The following is a 23540-nucleotide window of genomic DNA, read 5'->3' on the forward strand; positions in this document are numbered from 1 at the left end:
ACGAAGAGGACGGACGGTGGCGCCGGTGAATTTTAAAGTGGGCGATGAAGAAAAAGAATAGCTCTGTCGTGTCGTTCTGGGATCAGCAAATGGTGTTTTATTTATGGCCAGTGTCTGAAAGGCGCTGATTGACACCGCCTGTCGGCATCCGATAATGTCCGTTGCACTTCTCATAATTCTGGCAAACAGTTCCCGATGAAGTGGTACCTCCGTCGTTATCTGCATTCGCACAGCCGCCTCGCGCAGTTTCTGCGTTTCGCCACCGTTGGAGTGAAGGTTTCTTTGATTGACGCCGGCGGTACTTACCTGCTGCCCTGGCTGTTCGGCATGAATCTACATGTCGCCCGTGTCATTTCGCTGACCACGGCGATCATGGTGGGCTATCTGCTCAACCGTTACTTCACTTTCGGACGCGACCAGCGCGGTAGTTTTCATCGCCAGATGGCCGGACATTTCGGCCTTCATGCCGCCGGAGGTCTCCTCAACTATGCCGTGTTCAGCGGCGTAATTGCACTGGGTTACAATCATCTGATCCAGCCGCAGGCACTATTGCTGTTGCCACTGGTTGCTATCTGGATCGGCGGGCTGGTCGGCCTGGCATTCAACTTCTCCGTGTCCAGTAAGCTGGTGTTCAGCCACAGGGCCGAAACCGCCCCTATGCCTCCATGAGAGACGCGTTCCTGCTCAGTGTGCGACTTCACGTGCGATGGTTTATAGAGGCTTTTGGCGTTGAAGGTCGCCGTGCTGGGCCATTGGGTCCCCGGCGGCTGGTCGTCCTGCTGATACTGTTTCCGCTGTTCCTGTTGTTGCAGGCCATACACTGGCTGGGTTTTCTGCTCGACGAGCTGTTTTTTTCCGGCTGGCGCCGCGTCAAAATCCACCAGCCATTGTTCATCAGTGGTGTGCCCCGTAGCGGAACAACTTTTCTGCACCGAACACTGGCCCGCGATACGGCCAGTTTCACCACTTTCCATACCTGGGAAGCTCTGTTCGCTCCATCGGTTTCCGAGCGGAAATTGTTTGGTATGTTCGCCGCTCTGGATCGGTTGATCGGCAAACCGCTGCAGCGGCTCGGCGATGCGCTTACCCGTCGTGTGACCGGGGGATTTGCCCATATCCACGAGGTCGGCCTGCAGGCTGCCGAAGAGGATTACCTTGCGCTGTTGCCCGTGGGCGGTTGTTTTATCCTCGTGCTGGCCTTTCCCGCCAGTGAGTCGTTGTGGTTACTGGGACGATTGCGAGAACTGCCGGATTGCGAACGCTCGGTGCTACTGAATTTTTATCGGTCCTGCCTGCAGAAACATCTCTACGTCAATGGCAGAGGGCGTCGACTATTGTCGAAGAACGCTGCCTTTGGTTCCTGGCTGCCCGAACTCGCTGAAAGTTTCGATGACTCGCGCTTTCTGGTCTGTCTGCGTGAGCCGGGTGGTGCACTGCGCTCCCAGCTCAGTTCCATTCGCAACGGCCTGGTTTTCTTTGGCACGACGGCGGCAGCGGATCTTGTCACGCATGAGTTTCAAGTGAGCCTGGAACAGGTCTATCATCAACTACGTGAGCAGCGCCGTTGCCTACCTGCGGCACGTTTCGCCGTGGTTGATCACAGTCAATTGCGGGAGCGGGCACAGACCGCCATTGCCACAGCACTGCGCCAACTGGATATTCCCCTCACCGATGTACTGCAACGGATACTGGAGGACGCCGCCAGGGAAGCCCGCGACTATGGTAGCGGTAGCGTGCACGTCCACTCGCCGCTGTCAGAAGCCATGGCGCCGCAACCTGACCTGGTAACCATTTACCGTGAGATACTCGAACCACCGGCGGACTCCTTATGAGTAACGATATCAAGGTTGAGGCTGCATCAGATTCTGAAATGGGCCACCGACAACGGGATGCGAGTCGCTTGCGGGTGGCAATTTTTTCAGACGCACTACCCGCACGCAATGGGGCCGGGGCCTATTACGATGACCTGGCCGTGCAGCTCGGACCGCAGCTCGGTGAACTGACACTGTTTCAACCGGTGGCAAAAAAACGTTTTTTACGCTTTGCCCTGCCTCTGCCCGGTGACTCTACCCAGAAACTCATCACGCCCAATGTACTGCGTATCTGCCGCGAATTCCGGGCGCTGCAGCCCGATCTGGTGATATCGGTAACGCCTGGGCCATTCGGGTTGTTGGGGCTTTGGCTTGCCAGACGCAGTGGTGTTGGATTTCTGACCGCGTTCCACACGCATTTCGAAGGGCTGGTGAAACTTTACGGCAATACCTGGTTTTTCCGCCTGGCGCACTGGTACCTGGAGCAGGTCAATCGTATTCTTTGCCGGAACAGTGACTCGGTGCTGGTCAACAATCCCGGCCTCAACGCCACGGTGGAACGCCTTGGTGCGCGGCACGTGGATGTGATGGGGACTCCGTTATCGCGAGCATTTCTCGATACCCCGATTGTGTCTCCCACAGAGAATCTGCGGCAGGTACTGTTCGCCGGACGTCTGGCGCCCGAGAAAAACCTGCCCGTTATCCTCGATGCTGTGAAAGCACTGCCGGACATCCGCTTTGTCATAGCTGGCGACGGTCCGCTGCGTAGTGGACTCGAGCGTGAGGCACAATCGCTGCCCAATCTGCGGTTGACCGGCTGGCTGGAACGTGACGCCCTGCGCGCGGAAATGGACGCCGCCGGGTTGCTGATATTGCCCTCCCATATGGAGACTTTTGGTACGGTCGCACTGGAAGCCATGGCGCGCGGACGTCCTGCACTGGTGGCCGCCAACGCCGGCATTCACGATTGGCCATTGCTGGAGAGTTCGCTGTTTACCCTCGGTGAAGGCGAGTCGCTGGCGCAAGTGTTGCACCAGCTGAGCGAACTTCCGGCAAGTATCTGGCAGGACAAAGCTGTCGCTGCACGCGGGGCCGCCGAAACCCTGAATAACCAGACCATTGATCAGTGGCTGGGTTTTGTAGAACGGTATGCACGCAAAAAACCGGTATGAATAGCCAATCCCGAGCAGTGCTGTCGATGCATGACGTCATCCCCGAGACACTCTCGCTGGTAGAAGATTTCCTGACACTCTGCCGCAGTTACACCATCCCCCCTATGACCCTGCTGGTTGTTCCCGGATGCGACTGGCGTGACGTTCAACTCGACCGGCTACGGGAACTTGCTGGACTCGGTCATGAGCTCGCCGCACACGGCTGGCTGCACCGAGTGGGGACACCGCGCGGCCTTTACCACCGACTTCACTCGGCTCTATTGTCGCGCAACGTGGCCGAACACCTTGCGCTTGACTGTGAAGGCATCCTGGCGCTGATGCGCCGCTCACACGCCTGGTTTGCCGAACACAACCTGCCTTCACCGTCACTGTACGTACCCCCGGCCTGGGCGCTGGGCGCAGTTGCCAGGCACTCGCTGACATCGCTGAATTTCGAGCGGGTTGAGGTTCTGCGCGGTGTATTGGACCTGCGTACCACCCATCTGCATACACTGCCACTGGTGGGTTTCGAAGCCGATTCAGGGTTTCGTGCGGCGAGCCTCCGGCTATGGAACAGCAGCCAAATCGGGATGGCCCGCATCTCCCGGCGAACCCTGCGCATCGGTGTTCATCCGCAGGATCTGAATCTTCGCCTGGGTGACTCGTTGCGCGAGTTGTTGCAAGAGCACTGGCACTTTATCAGCTATGGCGACGCGCTCTGATCAGGCTAACAGGGTGGTAGCAATAACGGCATTTTAGACATGCTTTCACCCGTCTGGTGCGGGATTTAGAACTTCCTGTTTTCTCACCGAACCCATTCACTTGACTCTCCAGAAACTGGCCGCTAGTGCGACAGGAAAGGGGGATGGGACGCTAGTCAGGGAAGGCCGGAAGTTGTGACCTTCCTCATTTGGGAGAAACCGTTCGCTCGCTTGACTCCAGGGATGGTAGAGAGGTTACAATTAAGACTAATTATCATTATCAAATAATCAATCAGAGATCTCGTAAATGCAGACTCACTGGGTAGGCCGTTTTACACATCAGAAGCAACTGGTTCTGAATATCTCAGTAATACTGGTGACCCTGGCCTGTTTGTATCCTGGGATTAGCCAAGCGTCTGTGAATGACAGCTTCACCCAGGTGCGTCAGTTGGCACAGCTGGCCGAATATATTGCTGTGGATTACGTGGAAGCCGTTAGGGACGGGCAGGTGATCAATGGTGATGAGTATCAGGAAATGCTCGAATTTTCCCAACTTATCGTGACTAAGGTTTCCGCGATTCAAAATGAACAGACTAGGGGTGCCGAGCTGGCGACCCAGGCAAATGCATTACAGGACGCCATTCAAAAGAAACAAGATACCGAGACGATTCGGCAAATGAGCAGCAGCCTGCGAGGCACTTTGTTGGCTCTGATGCCACAGTCGGCTCTGCCGGATCGGCTTTTGCCTAAAACGAGTATCAAACAGTTGTTTGAGAATCAGTGCGCCTCTTGTCATGGTGAGTCCGGTGGCGGCGATGGTGTGCTGGCAGCGCAATTAAAGCCAGCCCCAACCGATTTCTCTGACAAAGAACGTGCCCTGAACCGATCACTGTTGGGCCTGTACGATGCCATCTCTCGTGGTATAGATGAAACCGCGATGCAGGCTTTTGACCAATTGTCAGAACAGGAGCGTTGGTCTCTGGCCTTCCACGTTGGCAGCTTGGCATTTCAATCCGGCTCGCCTGTGGCGGGTGAGGCATCCAATGTCACTTTGCAGCAATTGGTCAACCATACCCCGGCGCAACTGGCCGCCGATCTCCCCGAGGTCACTCTGCAGACGGTGCAAGGCTTGCGAGCCAATCCGAAACCGCTATTCGAAGTATCAGACGATCCCCTTAAAATCACCCGTGACCAGTTGCTGCTTGCACAAGCGGCGCATCAGCGAGGCGATTACCAGGTCGCACAGACATTGGCGGTCAGCGCCTATCTGGATGGTTTTGAGTTGATCGAGAACAGTTTGGACGCGCAGGATAAAGCACTGCGACGGTCCCTGGAGGTCGATATGATGGCTATGCGGCAACTGATGAAACAGCCGCAAGCCGCGGGCGAGGTAGAAGGAGCTGTGAGCCAGATACTGATACAGCTGGATGATGCGGATCGATTGTTATCCGAGTCCACGCTGTCCAATGTCACACTGTTTAGCGCCAGTCTGTTTATCCTGTTAAGGGAGGGGCTTGAAGCGTTACTGGTGGTTATTGCCATGGTCACCGTGTTAGTGCGAACCGGGCGCAAGGATGGGCTTCGCTATGTGCATTTGGGCTGGGTTGCGGCATTGCTGGCCGGCGTTGCCACCTGGGCGGCGGCACAGTCACTGATCAGTATCAGCGGCGCCAGCCGGGAAGTTATGGAGGGTGTAGCGGCGCTGTTGGCGGTGTTGGTGTTACTCTACGTCGGTATCTGGATGCACAGTAAAACCCATGCAGCGCAGTGGCAGGCCTATATCCAGCAGCATATCAATACTCACCTGACGTCGGGGACACTGTGGGGCCTGGCGTTACTCGCATTTATCGTGGTGTATCGCGAAGTGTTTGAAACTGTGTTGTTTTATCAGGCGTTGCTGACACAGACGGCATCCACTCAATACCCATCTGTTATCGGCGGCTTCTCCCTCGGTGTTGCTTTTCTGCTGTTACTGGCCTGGGTATTGGCCCGTTATTCGGTAAAACTGCCTATTGCCAAATTCTTTTCCATTACCACCTATCTGTTACTGGCTCTGGCGTTTATTTTGATGGGCAAGGCGGTGTCGGCACTGCAGGAAGCAGCTCTCCTTGGTATTACCCCATTACCTGTCAGTTTCGAAATCGACTGGGTTGGTGTCAAGTCCAACTGGCAGGGAATACTTGCGCAACTTTCAGTCTTACTGATTTTTATGATGGTGACAGGGTCGAGAAAGAAAGCTTCCTGCCCGACATCCCGTACAGGCGATTTTAAAAATCCAGGTATTGCCCCTTCGAAGCCGGACTAATCGGAAGATTTTTTAATCTACCTACTCAGCCGTCCTCTAGTTTGAGCAATCGCTGGCATCCCCTGGGCAAAAATAGATTAAGGTCCAATCAGTGGAGAACTTAAAGGGCTGTTCGCTCGAACAAATCCGTAATTTACCCTGTGGAGACAGACTGCCGAGCAATAACCAGTCAACGCCGGATTCACCCAGCCGGCTTTTCAACTGGTCGAGATTGAAATCCTCGCTCAGGCGTGTTGATTGTATTGTCCAACCATCGTTCAGGCGTTGTTGGAGGGTATAAAAATCTGTTGGTGGCTCAAAGGCGAAATAGCCGCGCTGCTGCAGGGTCAGACGTTTCTGTTCCTGGACTGACTCTTCGTGAGGGCGCAGCTGAAAAGTACGGTGGTGTCCGAACTGGGCGCCCTGTGCCTTGCAGACCAGCGCGTTGTAGTAATGATTGTCGGTAGCGCACAGCAGAAAACTCAAATGTTCATCATCTAACTCATGCTCGGCATGTTCGGAGAGAATCTCTCCATAGTAGACCTTGATGCCATCCATGCGGATTGGTTTAAGGCGTTGATAAGATCCATCGGTGACAACCACGTCCACCTCGAGATCCTTGAGGGCCTTTGCTAGGGCCTGAGTCCAGGGAGAGGCTCCTACGATCAGCAGACCGTTTTCTTCCTTTGCCGCCAGAAACAATTTTCGCGCCAGCGGCCCCAGCGTGAGACCGTGTGCCAATACGGTCACGATAATGATTAGAAAAACGATCGGTAGAAGCAGTTCAGCGTCCTGATAGCCGGCAGCAATCAGTGCCGGGCTAAAGATGCCCGCAGTGGCTGCGGCGACGATACCTCTCGGCGCAATCCACGCCAGCAGCAGTTTGTCCTTGCCGCGCATGGGTGCACTCAGCGTTGCCAGAAAGATAGACAGCGGCCGCACCAGCAACAGGATAGCCAGCACGAAGGCCACCACTCGCCAGTTCAGCAGCTCCAACTGATCGATTCTGAGCTGGGATGGGATGACGATAAACAGCACCGATACCAGCACAATGGTAAGATTTTCCTTGAAGTGACGCAGTGGCTCACGCTCGACCAGTTTCATATTACCGATGACCAGACCCATCACCGTCACGGTCAGCAACCCCGCCTCATGCTGGACCAGATTGCTGGCCCAATAAGCCGCCAGCACCAGCAACATCAGTAGCGGTGGCTTGAGGTGAGGGGGGACCCCTCCGCGACGGTAGAACCAGCCTATCAGCCATCCCCCCACACCGCCAAACAGCGCTGCTGCGGCGATTGCCGCGCCGAGTCCTGTGAGCACCTGAGACCAATCGCTCCCAGCGAGGGTGAAGTATTGAAAAGTGAGTACCGCCAGCAATACCCCCATTGGGTCATTGACGATTCCCTCCCATTTCAACAGTGAAGCCGACTCCCCGTTGAGGCGGGCCTGACGTAGCAAAGGCAGGATTACGGTCGGACCTGTGACCACCAGAATAGCGCCCAGTACCCAGGCGACCGGCCAGCTCAGTCCGGCAACAAAATGCGCGGCCAGTGCACCGAAAATCCAAGCCAGCGGCGGGCCAAGAATTGTCAGGCGGCCAACGCCGTGTCCAACACGTCGGATTTCGCCAAGCTTTAAATCCATACCGCCTTCGAACAGGATAATGGCGACCCCCATACCAATGAGCTCCGTCAGTTCGGTTTGAGATAAACCCAGTTCGATGATGCCGCTCACAGGCCCCAGAACAAGGCCGGCTGCAATCAACACAACGATTGCCGGCAGATGGATTCGCCAGGCAATCCATTGGCTGACAAGTCCGGCGCTCAAAATAATCAGCATAAGGGTGGCGGCGTGCATTGGTGCTCCAATAAGCCATGTTGAGTCGAAAAAACTTATCAGTTATTAGGATTCTTTAAAAAATTATCAATAAAATTAAATAATTATATTTATCTATTAAAGGTATTTCGAGAAATATTCCAGCAACTGTCAAGTAGGGCTAGAAGTAATAGTTAAACGACATATTCCGTGTTCTCCATTTGATGAAACTGAATTCATAGTAATCCAGGATAAGTTTTTGAACAGCTGTAGACCAATAATTTTGCCAAACCAAGAGGTTCGGTAAATGGCTATTTTGTTACGGGCAATGCTGGCACTGTGACTGAATCAGTTGGGTTCTGGCCAAAACCCGATGTTGCTCCAGGGCACTGAAAGTTTACTTAGCGCCTGTCATGGGTGGCGATAGCCTCCAGCGTTGATGAGTTGGGATAGCCGTCCGCAACCATATTATTGGCGAGCTGGAAGTCGCGCAGCGCACTGCGGGTTGCGGAGCCCAGCACACCGTCGACGGGACCCACATCATAACCGAGCGCGTTAAGTGTCTTCTGGGCGAGTTCAATATCAGTTTTTCGCAGGGGCTCCTGGGCGCTGGAGCCATCGCGCAGTGCACCAGCACCGGCGATGCGATCGGCCAGGTGACCAACGGCAATGGCGTAGAGCTCGGACCGATTCCAGCGCATGATGATCTCGAAATTATCGTAGACCAGAAAGGCGGGACCGCGGTGTCCTGCTGGAACCAGTAACGCGGCATCCGCACTGGCGATGGGCAGTTTTCCACCATTACTCTGTTTTACCCCATAGTCGGCCCATACCTGTAGCGGGTGGCGTTGGTCGCGCTGACCGGCAAGCTGAAACGGGAAGTTGTCGGGCAACTGCACCTCTCGACCCCAGCGAAGACCAGACTGCCAGCCCAGGGATTTCAGGTAGTTGGCCCCGGATGCCAGGGCATCGTGTTCACTGCGCCAAAGGTCGATCTGGCCATCGCCGTCACCGTCTACGGCATAGTGCAAGTATGAAGAGGGCATGAATTGGGTATGCCCCACAGCACCTGCCCAGGACCCCTGCATATCCGCAGGTTCGAGGGATTCGCGCTGCATCAGTTGTAGGGCTGCGATGAACTCACCTGAGAAGAAATCACTGCGCCGCTGATCACAGGCCAGGGTCGCCAGTGAGTCGAGTGTTGGCATGCGACCGAGGTAGCTGCCGTAATTGGTTTCAAGACCCCAGAAGGACACGAGGTATTGTGGAGGTACGCCATACTGTTCCTGCAAATCCAGAAGAAACGGCCGATGCTGCTCCAGTAGTGCCCGCCCGCGTTCGACACGCTCCGGAGTGACCCGCAGATCAAGGTACTCGGAAAAGGTCTGCAGGAACTCGGGTTGCTTCCGGTCAAGACTGATGACCCGCTCCTGTTGCTGCAGGCCGGGGACGACATCCCTCAGAATGCTTTCGTTGATGCCCGCGCTGCGGGCCTGTGCCTGAAGCGACATGAGGCAAGTGGAAAACTCAGTATTTGCCGACGATGGTGCTGTGATGGCGAGTGCCCCTAAGGCGAGGATAACGACGAAGTGGCGACGTACTGCGAATGTATTCACGTTTTGCGTCTCAGGGGGCGGTTAGGAACACATCGATGATGATTATCCACGGGTATTGCCAGCTGTCCACGCCTGAGTGTAACTCCAGATCGGGTTGTAACCGTAGCAAAGTGAGGCATGAATAGAACCAATTGTTATCATCTGCACTGATTTAATCCTTATTGATATACTGGAAAGCCCGGTGCACGTACGGTACCACCGCCTGAAACAGCTTAGCAAAATAAGATGTTTGCAAGGGCAGAATACCCCGCTCGGGATGCTGCACCAGTTCTAAGGGGCAACCAGCATAGATTGTACATATGGCATCGTATACAGGCGATTGACCTACAAGATTAACTGTTTCCACCAAAGCCCCATGGGCCTGTTGTTGTGGAAGCTGGGAGTGTTGAAGTGTCGGGCGATTAACAACAAAGTTGCGTGTGGACCTGAACAAAAAGGCATTTATTCTTTGTCATTTTACGTTTGCCAAAATCTTCATAACTCAGTCTCGGGATTGGCCATTTTAAAAGTAGGTATTTTAAAAAATGGATAGTAAAATCATGAGAAAACAGGAAACAGTAGATGACAAATATAGTTGTCGGACGTCAGGAAATTCTTGATTCAAACATGTCAATTCACGCCTATGAGCTTTTGTTCAGAGGTCAGGATTTTGACCTGAGCAGCAAGGATGGTTCAAGCGAGGCCACCAATCAGATAATTACGGACACTATTCTTGAAATCGGACTTAATAACGTAGTTGGTAACTCAAAAGCATTTATTAATTTTACCGCCCAAAATCTGTTGGAAAAAATACCACTTTATTTACCCAAGGATCGCATCGTTATCGAGGTTCTGGAAAGTGTGGCAGTTGATTTGCGAATAATCAGCGCGCTTAAAGAGCTTTCTAACGAAGGGTACACCCTTGCATTGGATGACTTCCAGATGAGTTCAGAATGGCGCCCACTTCTGGAGTTCGCTCATATTGTGAAACTCGATGTGCTAGCCAACCCGCTACAGGAAACTCTGGATCTAATTAAAGAGCTCAAACCATACAACCTGACCATTTTGGCCGAGAAGGTTGAAACTCATGAAATGTTTGAGTTGTTTCGTGATGCAGGTTGTGAGCTGTTTCAGGGCTTTTTCTTCAGTAAGCCAAATACTGTTAAAGGCCGGCGAGTAGGCGTTAATCATCTCGCTGCGGTGAAGCTGTTAACACTGGTAAATGACCCTGATGTTACTTTTTCGGAGCTTGCCTCAATCGTTTCTCAAGATGCTGGTTTAAGTTATAAATTGCTTCGTTATATTAATTCCGCATTTTTTGGCCTGCGAAATAAAATGGAGTCCATAACACACGCTGTATCTTATCTGGGCCTGAACGAAGTAAGACGTTGGGTCAACGTTTTGACATTAGCGACATTGTCAGGCAAGCCCGGTGCCAGTTTCCAGCAAGCGCTGATCCGGGGAAAAATGTGCGAATTGACTGCGCTTCAGTGCGGAGAGCAGGCGGGAAATCTATTTCTGATAGGAATGTTGTCTTCTCTTGATAGTATGTTGGATATCCCCCTGGCGGAAGCATTGGAGCAGATGCCAATTGGTGAGCAAATGCGACAGGCGATTCTTTTCCAGGAAGGTCCTGCTGGAGATATCCTTAATGATGTCCTCTCTTATGAACGCTGGGAATTGGCACATGAAAACTTAACCTGCCTAAGCCCGGAAGAACTTGGCAGCCTGTATTTGAAAAGTATCGAATGGGCCAAAGACGCCTTTGGTCAACTATAAATACCGAGCAGACATATTGCTGGTTTAATATAAAAAATCAGCTGTTTTATGTGCTGATATGTGGGAACGATCATCAGGTTTTTAGCTCTCTGGTCTTGGTAGATATCCTTCGCCTCAACAACGTGTTTGTTTTCCTCGACTCGGTATGAACAGAGTTTGGAGGGTGCTTATCACCTGATGGCAAGCTAGAAAGGCAACGTAGTAATCTGGGTAATCTGGGGTATTATCTCGTCTCCAAGTGAATAAATCGGGTAAATCAGCTAACTTGAACCTTCGTTATCCTACAAACCAGACATGTTTGTGTCGGCCAATAGTAATTGAGATAATAACAAAGTACTTGTGTGCTATGCCTCAGAAGCAAGCCACCTGTCAGCCAGGATCAACCCCCATTTATGACGGATTTAAACACCAGTAGGTTTGCCAGTCTGGCAGACCATTTTCGTGAATTTCACCGGCTCAGCTTGAGCCGATATCATTCCTACAGTGAACTCTATGCTGATTATCTTAAAACGGGGATGCGGTTATTCGACATGCCGACGGGTATTGTCAGTCGAATCCGCGATGATCAATATACGATCCTTGCTATTGAACCCGATACCCCTGGCTTGATCATCGGGGATACCCTGCCACTCGGTGAAACCTATTGCTCGGTAGTAGTCAGCAAAGACTCGACCTTGGCTGTCACCCACGCAGCACAGGATGTTGCTTTCTACGGTCACCCAGCTTACCGACAGATGCGACTGGAAGCTTACCTTGCCACACCTATCCGCGTTAATGGAGAGATTTATGGCACCCTGAATTTCACAGCGCCAGAAGTCCGAGAGCACCCTTTTGATGACATTGATATAGAACTCATTGAACTCATGGCCGGGCGAATCGGTCAGGTCATCGAGCAGCATCAGGTTGATCGTGAGAGACGGGAAGCTGTCAACCGGTTGCATGACAACATCAGACTGTTTGAGAGTGCGTTCGAATATGCCCCGATCGGGATGGCTTTGGTGAGCCCTGAGGGCCGCTGGTTAAGGGTCAATCGTGCGATTACCAAAATTTTAGGTTATACGGCAACCGAATTGTTGGCTATTGACTTTCAGGCCATCACTCATCCGGATGATCTGGATACCGATTTGAAGCTTCTGCGTGAAATACTGGCGGGTGAGCGCGACACTTATCGGATGGAGAAGCGGTATTTTCATAAGGATGGGCGTGAGATTTGGGTCCTTCTGAGTGTTTCAGTGGTTCGCGACGAGCAAGGCAATCCAGAGTATTTTGTTTCACAGATTCAAGAAATCACGGCCCAGAAGCACGCAGAAGCGGAGTTGCTCTGCCGTCAAAAAGAGTTGGAGTCAGTGAATCGAAAACTAAAGCTGTTGTCCGCTACGGACCCACTGACTCAACTTGGTAATCGACGTGCACTGGATAAGCGGATGCAGGAAGAGTTACAGCGTAGTTCGCGAACTGGGGAGCCACTGTCGCTAGTGATCGTGGATGTTGATCACTTTAAACATTATAACGATACGTACGGTCATCCCGCGGGGGATGTGGCACTCCGGAAACTGGCTATCGCTCTCAAGCAGGTGGCTCGTATAACTGATACCGTTATACGGCTAGGCGGTGAGGAGTTCTTGCTCCTGCTGCCACATACTGATGAAGCTGGTTGTTATACCGTGGCAAAGCGCCTTTCCCGGTTAGTTAGTAAACTGGACAATCTGGAGGCAGCGATTACTGTGAGCACGGGAGGAGCGACACTGATATCCGCCATAGGAACGACACATATACCCGAAGCAGACGCCCTGTTAAAGCAGGCCGATGATGCGTTGTACCGTGCCAAGCAAGAGGGAAGGAACCGCCATTGCCAGTCGCCATTACTGACCTGCTGAAGTATCTCCCCCTCAAGCGCTGATTACAATTCCGGTGATCTGTCGGAGATAATAAGAGACATGGTATGTCGAGGTCTTGCAGATAGGCAGTGGCTCTACTTTTGAAAGCCCGACTCGATTGTTGAAAGTGGTTTTGTTCCTAAAATTTCTAACCACACTGGCCCTCTACGCGAGGGGCCAGAGCACTGAAAGGTAGCGCCTGAGGAAGAAGGATGAAGGCAACTGCCCAAGCCCAGGTTGAAACTGTGCTGGCCCGCCGGCAGCAATAGCAGGGCGATTGTCATCCAGAGCATTCGTAGATCTAGTATCCTCAATAGTGGTTCTCTGCCCATCAATCTGCTCCATCAGAAACCTGGCCCATAGTGCCGCCGTAACGACAATCAATACACTTACCGCCGAGCTCCGACCCAGCAAAGCGGCGATCAGACGACCGGTCAGGCAAACCAACCACAACAGAAACCCGCACTGGATTCGATGTACATGAATGGCGGAACACTGCTGCTAGGCAGTGTTTACTCCGATCGAGAGGGTTCCCCTTGACTGACCTGTTCTATCAGTTCATCTCGCAGTTCATCAAATTCTGTTGGTCGCTCCGACTCCCCAAGGTGATCGCTGCGGTCCAGTAGCCGCAGCAACCGCTCGCGAGTCATGGCTTCGTGCAACTCCTGCTGGCGACGCTCGGTGCGCAGGGAACGGAGCAAAGAGGCGGCCATAAAAATCATCAGAATCATAAACGGAAAGGCAGCCACAATGGAGATGGTCTGTAGTGCCGCCAGTCCGCCACTGAGTAGCAATACGCCGGCCACCAGCACCTGAATCACGCCCCAGGTCACCCGCGACCAGCGGCTGGGCGTGAGTAAACCCTTGCTGGTGAACATGCCCAATACAAACGTAGCGGAGTTGGCCGAGGTAATCACAAACAGAATGATCAGCACCAGCATCAGAATACTGACAATCTCCGCTCCCGGTAGAAGTGCCAGGGTGGCGAACAGGGCAGAGCTCATCTCCTGCACCACCGCATCGCCCAGGGCCGCACCTTCAAACAGTTCAAAATACAGTGCCGAGCCGCCAAAAGTTGAAAACCACAACACACTCAGCAGCACCGGCATGCCGATCACACCCACGACAAATTCCCGGATGGTGCGACCGCGGGAGATACGGGCAATAAAACTGCCCACAAATGGGGCCCAGGAGAGCCCCCAAGCCCAGTAAAAAATCGTCCAGCGCTCGACCCAGTCATCGCCGGTGTAGGGGGTCATCACCAGGCTCATGCCCATGATATTGCCAAAATAATCTCCGATGGCGTTGGTCATGGCGGCGGTAATGAAATCGGTGGGACCGGCAAAAAACACAAATACCAGCAGCGCACCCGCCAGCAACATGTTCAAATCACTAATGTAACGCACGCCGCTCTCCAATGGTGCCAGCGCACATACCAGAAAAATCATCGAGATGCCGGCCAGAATCATCAGTTGCTGGGTAGTACCAAAGGGTACATCACCCACTGACACCAGTCCGCTGTTAATCTGGATGACACCCAGCCCCAGCGTGGTAGCCACACCAAATACCGTCGAGACCACCGCCAGAATATTGATCAGATGGCCGCGAGCACCGTCCACCCTGTCACCCAGCAGCGGCCGGAAAGTCTCGCTGATCAGCCCTGGGCGCTGCATCCGGAAGCGCACATAGGCAATGGATAACCCGACCAATGCGAAATTGGCCCACTGGTGAAACCCCCAGTGAAACAGCGCGTAGCGCATGGCCGCTCCCGCCGCCTGGGGACTGCGGGGCTCGGCCTCGCCGAAAGGCGGGCTGACAAAGTGACTCATGGGTTCGGCTACTGCCCAGAAGACCAGCCCCACACCCATGCCAGCCGAAAAAATCATCCCCAGCCAGGTGAGATAGGGAAATTCCGCTGCCTCTCCCTCCGTACCAAGACGGATGTGGCCGTAATCGCTCGTGGCAATGCCGATGCAGAACAGCAGAAAGCCACTGGTGGCAAACAGGTACAGCCAACCAAAATGCTCGGTCGTAAACTGCAGACCAACCCCGGCCCATTCCGACAGCCGTTCGGGATTGGTGGCCCCCAGTCCGACAAAAGCCGCCAACAGAATCAGCGACGTGTAAAAGACCCAGCCGGGACGGTTGTTCATGACGAATAATCCAAACAGTGTGCATTGAAAAAACAGCGTGATGACGAACTTAACATAGTTGTTCAGTCCTATAGATGTATGGCTTTTTCAATACTTCAGTCCGTCTATGTGTTCTTTACGTGTTTTTGCATGCCTGACAACTTCCTTGAACAGGGCGCGCTGACGACGCATATATAACAAGAATTCAGGGTGCCATTGCACACCCAGCAAAAAATCTCGGGAAGGGTCTTCAATGGCCTGTACGATGCCATCAAGGTCGTGACCGGTGACCACAAGACCATCACCAACGCGGTCGATACCCTGATTGTGCAGGCTGTTGATCCGTGAACGACCATGTCCAAAAAGTGCGGCCAGCACACTGTTCCCTGTTTCCAGTCCAGCGGTAATACACAGTGTCTTGATCGGCAGGATGGTCCACCGGTTGGAAGTTTGCCTACGCCGGGAGCGCAATTCCTGGTGCAGCGATCCGCCCCGGCAAATATTGAGTAATTGGTTGCCCCGACAAATACCCAGCAAGGGTAGCTTTCGTTCGAGCGCATCGTTGATCACTGCGATTTCCAGCGCATCGCGAGCTGTATCGTAGTTGGGTTCAATCTCAGGTTCCGCTGCGTAAAGTACCGGTTCGACATCGTGGCCGCCGGTCACAACGACACCGTGATATTCAAGGTCCCGCTGCTCATCACCCGGACGGAGTTGTAGCGGATTCCCGCCGTAAAGGCGGATCGCCATTGCCACCAGCAACCGTGGACCAATCGCCCCATGCTGGGGCCCCGTAATGGCAATTACTGGTCGAGCCACCTGTTCTCCACCGTGGTTGCCCAGTTGCTGAAGATACGCTTGAGGGGGCTGTTGAGATATTGCAGATACGACGCACAGCAACGTTGCAGGCGGGCTTCATCCGCCGCGAGACGCTCCACCTCTACCCAGTCATTCCACGACACATAAAGCCCCCATTCGGGCTTGTCAATTTCGCAATCCGGCAGGCGGTAATGAAAGGTGGGGCGTGCCTTGATCAGGGTGTCATCGGCCCCTGAACGGACGCGATCTTCGTCGAGAAACATGAATAGCGGTAGCATATCGAGGGCACGATTGCGCGTTGGATTATCGGCGAGGTAGTCGTCAATCAGAGTTGAAAGATCGGGCCAGTAATCCGCTGCAATGACCTTTTTCACGTAGTTGGTAGGGAAAGGGTCGACGTAACTGGTGACACGGCGGGTGAAATTGATGTCGGCGCGAACGTATAACCAGTCGTAAAGGCAGAGAAAAGCTTTCAGACAAGCGGTAATAAGCCTCGGTTCGAGACTCGGAAGTTCTGGATTAAACTGCATACCAAAGGCATTGGTGGCGCGATCCGATGTACCCTTAGCACCCCTTTCGCGCAACTGAGTGATGAGCTCCTCGACTTCGCCAAGCCTGGCCAGCGGCAACGGTGGACTCACGACCTCATGTGGCACCAGTGATTCGGCAGCCCAGGCTAATATGTCCTCGGATGTCTCTTCCAGTTGTCCGCCAAAGGAATCGCTGGAACGTGGCTCCCGCCCGAGCCGTTTGAGCAGATCGAAATCAAGTTCCACCAGCCAGTCACCATCGGAGTCGCCCTTGAGGAGACGCTCGTAACGCCCTTTGGTTTCTATATCAAGTCCAAGAATTTGCGCCACACTACCAGCCAGCACATCGAGATCAAGCCCGTTGATCTCGAGCTCGACACCGACACGACGACTCTCTCCATGGCTGTTTTTTAACCAAGGTGGCTGTTTCAGTTTCTGGTATTTGTCTTGCATTTTCGTTTTCTCAGCTATAACCGGTTCCCGGTAATACAATGTTCTGGCTTCACCATCTGCCAACCGGCCACTTTCGGTATCTTCACAAACAGTTGGTGGCTGTCTGTCGAGAGGGCCAGCTGCCAGCGTATCATAGGCAAATCCGTTGAGGGGTGCGTTCGTTCTGCTTAAAGGCGCATCCAGAGAGATAAAGAATTGCGGTTTGTCTGTCTGCTGTATTATGACGGCAGCCAATTGGCTCGGAAACGCAAAACAGAGTAGGGGATCAGTGGATGAAATTCCTGTTATTGGCTCTAGTTGTACTTGGCGTACTTTATGTGGTGATGATCGGCGGCAAAAAAACGTCTGTCTCCGCTGAGCAACCGGCAGCCATTTATCAGCGGGAAGTTGAACGCGTCGAAAAGCTCGACGACTTTTTACAGGATACGGTGGACCGGCAGGGCAGTGAAATGGATGTGGTGAAATGATTGATGTCAGCGAGGACCTGTAATGATCAGCAAAGGCTACAAACCACAGGACAGGGAGTGGATGCTGGAAGCTATGTCGCTGGCAGAACAGGCTGGGGCTGCCGGTGAGGTGCCGGTAGGTGCTCTGGTGGTACGCAACGGTTCGGTGATCGGCCGTGGCTGGAATTGCTCGATAGGCGATTGTGACCCCACTGCCCACGCTGAAATTGTCGCCCTCCGCGATGCTGCAAGATCTGTCAGCAACTATCGCCTTCCCGATACGACGCTCTATGTCACCATTGAGCCATGTACCATGTGCGTTGGTGCAATGATTCACGCCAGAATTGGTCGCCTGGTCTACGGTGCTTCAGAACCACGTGCCGGTGCAGTGGTCAGTCAGTTGCAATTAACCGAACAGGCGCATTTCAATCATCATATTGATGTCGTCGGCGGCCTGTTGGCCGAGCAATGCGGAGAGCTGGTCAGCCAGTTCTTTCGTCAGCGTCGCAAACAGTCGGGCCAGTCCGGGTTGTAGCGCCTTCTTGACCGTTACAGCGACAACATGGAGCCGGTATTCCAGTCACTGGAGTTTGGTAGCTCAAGGCGATTTTCCCGTTCCAGGCGACGTTTCTCATCCAGTGTGTGCCAGTTGAGTATGGTCCGGAAATGACGCACGTTTCTGACATAGCTTACGGGCTCGTAGCCCCGTGCATAGCCGTACTTAACTGTGCTGTAATATTTTTTCTGTTGTAACAGTGGCAGGAACTCTTTGACATCGTTCCACAGGTGGGGGTTTCTGCCCGCCCGCTCGGTTAGCACCCTTGCATCTTCAAGATGACCGAGACCGATGTTGTAACCTGCCATGGCAAACCAGGTGCGGTCTGGCTCACTGATATCGTCGGGAATACGTGATTTGGTCTGGAGGAAATATCGGGTGCCGCCATCAAGGCTCTGTCTGGGGTCAAGGCGATTTTTTACTCCCATTTCTTTAGCCGTGGGCAGGGTGAGCATCATCAACCCACGAACCCCGGTCGGAGATGTTGCCTTGTGATCCCAATGCGACTCCTGATAGGCGATGGCTGCCAGGAGTTGCCACTCAAGGCCGTATTTCTGTGCTACCTCCTGAAACATTTCCTGATAATCGGGCAGTCGACTACTGACGCGTTTCATGAAGAGCTGGGATCCAGCAAAATTAAATTCGTTGGTCTGAATCAGCGAGCGTTTTTTTAATCGATCCAGCTCTCCCGATGCTGCATATTCCTCCAGAAAACGATTTGCTGCTTCCACCAGGCTATCGTCGCCGTGACGGGGAAAAGCCCAGGCGATTGGCTGTGGATCGGAGATATCAAAAGCGCCTCGAGCTCGGGGATAAATGCCCCGATCCACCTGGAAGGAGATTGAGTCCACAATGGCGTACTCCACTTCGCCGGAATCTACCATTGCCATTAAATCCAGCATTTCGAGGCCAGACGCCTCCCGCCATTCAAGTGATGGATACTCATTTTTCAGTTCTTCCAGTCGTTCGCTGTGAGAGCTCTGGGGAATGACCAGCAGTTGGCCACCGGCCAGATCCTCTATATCGCGGGGTCGCCTTGATCCATTTCGATAGATCAGCTTTTGGGTAACTTCATAGTAGGGCTCGCTGAAACGAAGCACTTTCTGACGCTGGGGTGTCACCGTTAATCCCGCTGCGGCCATATCGCCCAATGGGCCGCCGACAGCAACGATCGCGCCACTGACAGATTCCCTGGGAGTTATCTTGAGCTCAACACCGAGAGACGCGGCAAAAGCACTGGCAAGCCAGTACTCAAAGCCGCCCTCGCCCTTGGCATTTTGAAAATAGGTGGTCGAGCCCATCAGGGTGATAACACGCAATTCTCCCCGATTAATCACCTCTTCAAGTTGAGTGGGTGCGCGGCTGGTAGAAAGTGTCAGGGCAAACAAAAAGAGCAGTAGGCCATACAGGATGCGTTTTGTGGCTTTTTTCAGATGGAAGTAGAAACCCAGCACCTATACACCCAATGTGTCACGCATTCTCGGAAAGCCCCTGGCCCGGTGAATATTGTTGCTATAGATAAAGAACAACCCTGCGGATAACACGTCCATACGTTTGTGATAATAGCTTAATGCGGGGCCTAGGTTAGTGAGAGAGGTCTCAGGGTTCAACCGTTTTCTGTGCACATGCCGGGTCGGAATCTCCCGATGACGCTCAGAGGGCAATTCCAGTACAATGTCGCCCCTTCGGAATGGCCCCATACGAGTTACCTTAAGATGCAGATTTTTCCCGGAAACCCCGTACTTTCGAGTTTCAGGCAGCGACAGTTACTGGCGTCTCTTCAGTCAGTCGATCCCGCTGTGGAATCCGTTTACGCTGAATACAGACATTTTGTGGATCTGGTCTCGCCCCTGAGCGAAACCGAGCATCTGACACTGACGTCATTACTGGAATACGGCCCGAAAATCCCCCCTGAGAATAACGATGGCATGCTGATACTGGCGACGCCCCGTGCCGGAACCATCTCTCCCTGGTCGAGCAAGGCCACAGATATCCTTCACAATGCTGGAGTGAAATCGATCGAACGGATAGAGCGCGGTATTGCCTACTATTTGAAGGGTGATATTGATCCAGATGCCAGAGTAGTGCTGGCCAATACCCTTCATGATCGGATGGTGGAAATGGTCTATTTCGACCTGCAAGAGGCAGAGAGCCTGTTTCACCACCAGCAACCGGCACCCATGATCAGTGTCCCGCTGCTCGCAGAGGGACGGCAGGCGCTATCCCGCGCTAATATTTCATTGGGGCTGGCCCTTGCGGATGATGAAATCGACTATCTGGTGAACTGTTTCAATGACCTGCAGAGGGACCCCACCGATGTGGAATTAATGATGTTTGCCCAGGCTAATTCAGAGCATTGTCGCCATAAAATATTCAATGCCTCCTGGACAATTGACGGTCAGAAGCAGGAAAAATCCCTGTTTGCCATGGTCAAAAATACGTTTGAAAAAAGTGGTGAAGGTGTCTTGTCCGCTTATTCAGATAATGCGTCTGTGATCGTCGGCAGCCATGCTGGCCGATTTTTCCCGAACCCGGACAGCAAAATCTATCAATTCACGCAAGAACCTGTTCATCTCCTGATGAAGGTTGAAACCCATAACCACCCGACGGCAATTGCCCCCTTTGCCGGCGCCGGTACAGGTGCCGGCGGTGAGATACGCGATGAAGGGGCAGTAGGTAGAGGGTCTAAACCAAAAGTGGGTCTTACCGGCTTTTCAGTTTCCAATCTCAATATTCCCGGTTTTGAATGCCCATGGGAAACGGATTACGGCAAGCCCGACAGGATCAGCAGTGCCCTGGACATCATGCTTGAAGGGCCTATCGGTGGTGCAGCATTCAATAATGAGTACGGTCGACCCAATCTCTGTGGCTATTTCCGCACATTCGAGCAGGACTTTAATGGCGAACGCCGCGGCTATCACAAACCCATTATGATCGCTGGCGGTTACGGCAACATTCGTGAAGAACACATTGAAAAGAAGCCCTTTGATAGTAGCTGTAAACTGATTGTGCTGGGTGGACCGGCAATGTTGATCGGTCTCGGTGGCGGCGCCGCGTCATCAATGAGCTCCGGTAGCAGTGCCGAGGATCTTGATTTTGCCTCGGTACAGCGGCAAAACCCCGAAATTGAACGCCGCTGTCAGGAGGTGATCGACCAGTGCTGGCAGCGGGGTAATGGTAATCCCATCGCCTTTATCCACGATGTGGGTGCAGGCGGACTGTCCAACGCCTTCCCCGAGTTGGTAAAAGATGGTGGTTGCGGCGGCAGGTTTGAACTGCGCGATGTGCCCAATGATGAACCCGGCATGTCACCGTTGGCAATCTGGTGCAACGAAGCTCAGGAACGTTATGTGCTCGCCGTGAGACCTGAGCAACTGGCCGATTTTGAAGAAATTTGCCAGCGTGAACGCTGCCCCTACGCGGTTGTTGGCGAAGCCACTTCCGAAAGGCATTTGCTGCTGAACGATAGGCATTTTTCCGCCAGGCCGGTGGATCTCCCCATGTCAGTGTTGTTCGGTAAACCGCCGAAAATGCACCGCACAGCAGAAAAACTGACGGTCACAACGGCGCCTTTTGAGCGCACGGACATTGTGCTGGATGATGCCATCGATCGCGTGCTTACCCATCCGGCCGTGGCCAGTAAAAGCTTTCTTATCACTATCGGCGATCGCAGTGTTACCGGCATGGTTGTCAGGGATCAGATGGTGGGGCCTTGCCAGGTTCCTGTCGCCGATTGTGCCGTGACCACGGTCAGTTATGACAGCTACTGTGGTGAGGCAATGGCGATAGGCGAACGATCACCCGTTGCGTTGCTGGATGCCCCGGCATCGGGCCGCATGGCGGTTGGGGAGGCGATTACCAATATTGCGGCAGCGGCCATTGACCGGCTTGCGGACGTCAGATTATCCGCTAACTGGATGTGTGCCGCAGGCCATCCTGGCGAGGATGAGAAACTGTTCCGCACGGTACAAGCAATCGGTGAAGAGCTCTGTCCAAAATTGGGCATTTCGATTCCGGTCGGCAAGGACTCCATGTCCATGCGCACTACCTGGGAGGAACAGGGACAGGAGAAGTCGGTGACATCACCATTGTCACTGGTTATTTCTGCTTTTGCCCCTGTTTCTGATGTTCGTAAAACACTAACGCCGGAGTTGCGCTCCGACCTTCGCGATACAGTACTGTTGTACATCGATCTCGGCGAAAATCGCAATCACCTGGGGGGCTCAATCCTGGCTCAGACCTACAGCCAGCTGGGCGATAAACCGGCCGATTTGCTGAGCCCAGAGAAACTCAAAGCTTTTTTCAACGCTATCCAGGCCGCCAATCAAAGCGGAGAAATGATCGCCTATCACGATCGGTCTGATGGTGGTTTGATGACCACATTGGCAGAGATGGCTTTTGCCGGTAATACAGGTATCAGAATTTGCCTCGATGAGCTGCCAGGCGATGCACTATCGGTTCTATTTAACGAAGAACTCGGGGCCGTTGTTCAAGTACTTGGAGACCGGGCCGCTTCCTTTAAGCAGCGCTTCGCCGATATCGCCATCCCTGTCAGTGTCATAGCAACGCTTGATGACACTGACAGTATTGAGATTTATGAGGATGGCGATTGTCTGTTCAGTTCCGGCCGCACCGAATTATTGCGCCGCTGGAGTGAAACCAGCTACGAGATTCAAGCGCTTCGAGACAATGAAGATTGTGCCAGGCAGGAATTTGACGGGCTGTTTTTTGATAATCCCGGATTGAGCACAGCCCTCAGCTATGACATCAATGAAGATATTACCGCCCCCTATGTCAACTGTGGGGCCCGACCTCGCGCAGCTATACTCAGGGAGCAGGGAGTCAACGGACAGATGGAAATGGCCGCTGCATTTGATCGGGCCGGTTTCGAAACTGTCGATGTCCACATGAGTGATATCCTCGCTGGCCGTGTCGTTCTTGATAGTTTTAAGGGGTTGGCTGCCTGTGGTGGTTTTTCTTATGGCGATGTACTCGGTGCAGGGGAGGGGTGGGCGAAAACCGTACTGTTCAACCCTTTAGCCCGTGCACAGTTTGAGCAGTTTTTTCATCGGCCTGATACGTTTACTTTCGGTGTTTGTAATGGCTGTCAGATGTTATCCAATCTAAAATCCCTCATTCCGGGGGCCAATCATTGGCCTCGCTTTGTCAGGAATCTCTCAGAACAGTTTGAAGCACGGTTTTCCCTGGTAAGGGTAGAGAAATCACCCTCGGTTCTGCTTGCAGATATGGCGGGCTCCCATATGCCGATCGCGATTGCTCACGGTGAGGGGAGAGTGGAGTTCGCATCATCGGTGGATCCGGAAATATTTGATGGCTCCGGTGCGGTAGCACTGCGTTTCCTCGATAATTTCCTGGAAATTGCAGAGACCTATCCGGCCAACCCCAATGGATCACCTCTGGGCATCACGGGTGTGACCAGCGAGGATGGTCGCGCAACGATCATGATGCCACATCCAGAGAGAGTATTTCGGACAGTGAACAATTCCTGGCACCCGGATGACTGGAAGGAAGATGGTGCCTGGTTGCGGTTGTTCCGCAATGCCCGTCGATTTGTGGATTGAGGCTTC

Annotated in this window: 18 protein-coding genes; 10 read left to right on the top strand and 8 right to left on the bottom strand. The window is 53.2% G+C overall.

Translation table 11 applies throughout. The features are described from left to right. Nucleotides 1-195: 195 nt before the first annotated feature. The 5 genes from U740_RS11875 to U740_RS08720 all read left to right on the top strand — a co-directional run bounded on the left by U740_RS11875 (nt 196) and on the right by U740_RS08720 (nt 5968). On the top strand, nt 196-669 hold the full coding sequence (locus U740_RS11875; RefSeq protein ID WP_051921338.1) for a GtrA family protein: 474 nt from the start codon (nt 196-198) through the stop codon (nt 667-669). Then, nucleotides 666-1832, top strand: a complete 1167-nt coding sequence (locus U740_RS08705; RefSeq protein WP_051921339.1) for a sulfotransferase — start codon at nt 666-668, stop codon at nt 1830-1832. The genes U740_RS11875 and U740_RS08705 overlap by 4 nt, the downstream gene beginning before the upstream one ends. Then, on the top strand, nt 1829-2983 hold the full coding sequence (locus U740_RS08710) for a glycosyltransferase (RefSeq protein ID WP_235189848.1): 1155 nt from the start codon (nt 1829-1831) through the stop codon (nt 2981-2983). The genes U740_RS08705 and U740_RS08710 overlap by 4 nt, the downstream gene beginning before the upstream one ends. After that, nucleotides 2980-3684 (top strand): polysaccharide deacetylase family protein, encoded by a 705-nt coding sequence (locus U740_RS08715; RefSeq protein ID WP_036860243.1) that lies wholly within the window; start codon nt 2980-2982, stop codon nt 3682-3684. Before U740_RS08710 ends, U740_RS08715 begins: the two co-directional genes overlap by 4 nt. Before the next feature lie 397 nt (nt 3685-4081). Next, complete coding sequence (locus U740_RS08720) at nt 4082-5968, top strand: cytochrome c/FTR1 family iron permease (protein WP_235189849.1); 1887 nt, start codon at nt 4082-4084, stop codon at nt 5966-5968. A gap of 36 nt (nt 5969-6004) precedes the next feature. Here U740_RS08720 and U740_RS08725 read toward each other — a convergent pair whose 3' ends face one another. Then, complete coding sequence (locus U740_RS08725; RefSeq protein WP_051921343.1) at nt 6005-7807, bottom strand: cation:proton antiporter; 1803 nt, start codon at nt 7805-7807, stop codon at nt 6005-6007. 359 nt (nt 7808-8166) lie between these two features. Further along, nucleotides 8167-9381 carry a lytic murein transglycosylase gene (locus tag U740_RS08730; protein ID WP_036860244.1) on the bottom strand — a complete coding sequence of 405 codons (1215 nt, stop codon included), beginning with the start codon at nt 9379-9381 and terminating at the stop codon, nt 8167-8169. A 561-nt stretch (nt 9382-9942) separates the two neighbouring features. Between U740_RS08730 and U740_RS08735 the strand changes: the two genes are divergently transcribed. Both U740_RS08735 and U740_RS11880 read left to right on the top strand, forming a co-directional pair. Beyond that, nucleotides 9943-11139 (top strand): EAL and HDOD domain-containing protein, encoded by a 1197-nt coding sequence (locus U740_RS08735; RefSeq protein WP_036860247.1) that lies wholly within the window; start codon nt 9943-9945, stop codon nt 11137-11139. A gap of 392 nt (nt 11140-11531) precedes the next feature. Continuing rightward, nucleotides 11532-13016 carry a sensor domain-containing diguanylate cyclase gene (locus U740_RS11880; RefSeq protein ID WP_051921345.1) on the top strand — a complete coding sequence of 495 codons (1485 nt, stop codon included), beginning with the start codon at nt 11532-11534 and terminating at the stop codon, nt 13014-13016. 165 nt (nt 13017-13181) lie between these two features. Here the strand turns inward: U740_RS11880 and U740_RS12125 are convergent, their stop codons facing one another. The 4 genes from U740_RS12125 to U740_RS08760 form a co-directional block, all read right to left on the bottom strand. After that, on the bottom strand, nt 13182-13469 hold the full coding sequence (locus U740_RS12125) for a hypothetical protein (protein WP_152556815.1): 288 nt from the start codon (nt 13467-13469) through the stop codon (nt 13182-13184). Nucleotides 13470-13528: 59 nt separating this feature from the next. Then, entirely contained in the window at nt 13529-15169 is a 1641-nt protein-coding gene (locus tag U740_RS08750) for a BCCT family transporter (RefSeq protein WP_081890895.1), read from the bottom strand. An 87-nt stretch (nt 15170-15256) separates the two neighbouring features. Next, nucleotides 15257-15967: a gamma-glutamyl-gamma-aminobutyrate hydrolase family protein gene (locus U740_RS08755; RefSeq protein WP_036860249.1), complete on the bottom strand. Its 711-nt coding sequence runs from the start codon at nt 15965-15967 to the stop codon at nt 15257-15259. Then, complete coding sequence (locus U740_RS08760) at nt 15952-17184, bottom strand: amidoligase family protein (protein ID WP_200877071.1); 1233 nt, start codon at nt 17182-17184, stop codon at nt 15952-15954. Before U740_RS08760 ends, U740_RS08755 begins: the two co-directional genes overlap by 16 nt. Before the next feature lie 38 nt (nt 17185-17222). On the opposite strand from U740_RS08760, the gene U740_RS08765 reads away from it, so the two are divergent. Further along, nucleotides 17223-17417 carry a hypothetical protein gene (locus U740_RS08765; RefSeq protein WP_036860251.1) on the top strand — a complete coding sequence of 65 codons (195 nt, stop codon included), beginning with the start codon at nt 17223-17225 and terminating at the stop codon, nt 17415-17417. Nucleotides 17418-17439: 22 nt separating this feature from the next. Beyond that, entirely contained in the window at nt 17440-17931 is a 492-nt protein-coding gene (gene tadA / locus U740_RS08770; RefSeq protein ID WP_036860253.1) for a tRNA adenosine(34) deaminase TadA, read from the top strand. A gap of 14 nt (nt 17932-17945) precedes the next feature. Here tadA and mltF read toward each other — a convergent pair whose 3' ends face one another. Next, entirely contained in the window at nt 17946-19406 is a 1461-nt protein-coding gene (gene mltF, locus U740_RS08775) for a membrane-bound lytic murein transglycosylase MltF (RefSeq protein ID WP_051921347.1), read from the bottom strand. Then, on the bottom strand, nt 19407-19652 hold the full coding sequence (locus U740_RS12130; protein ID WP_152556816.1) for a hypothetical protein: 246 nt from the start codon (nt 19650-19652) through the stop codon (nt 19407-19409). Between the two features lie 15 nt (nt 19653-19667). Here U740_RS12130 and purL point away from each other — a divergent pair, with 15 nt between their 5' ends. Next, the gene (purL, locus tag U740_RS08780) at nt 19668-23534 is read left to right on the top strand and encodes a phosphoribosylformylglycinamidine synthase (protein WP_036860254.1); all 3867 of its coding nucleotides are present in this window, start codon (nt 19668-19670) and stop codon (nt 23532-23534) included. Nucleotides 23535-23540 lie beyond the last annotated feature (6 nt).

Source organism: Porticoccus hydrocarbonoclasticus MCTG13d (assembly GCF_000744735.1).
GTDB classification, from domain to species: Bacteria; Pseudomonadota; Gammaproteobacteria; order Pseudomonadales; family Porticoccaceae; genus Porticoccus; species Porticoccus hydrocarbonoclasticus.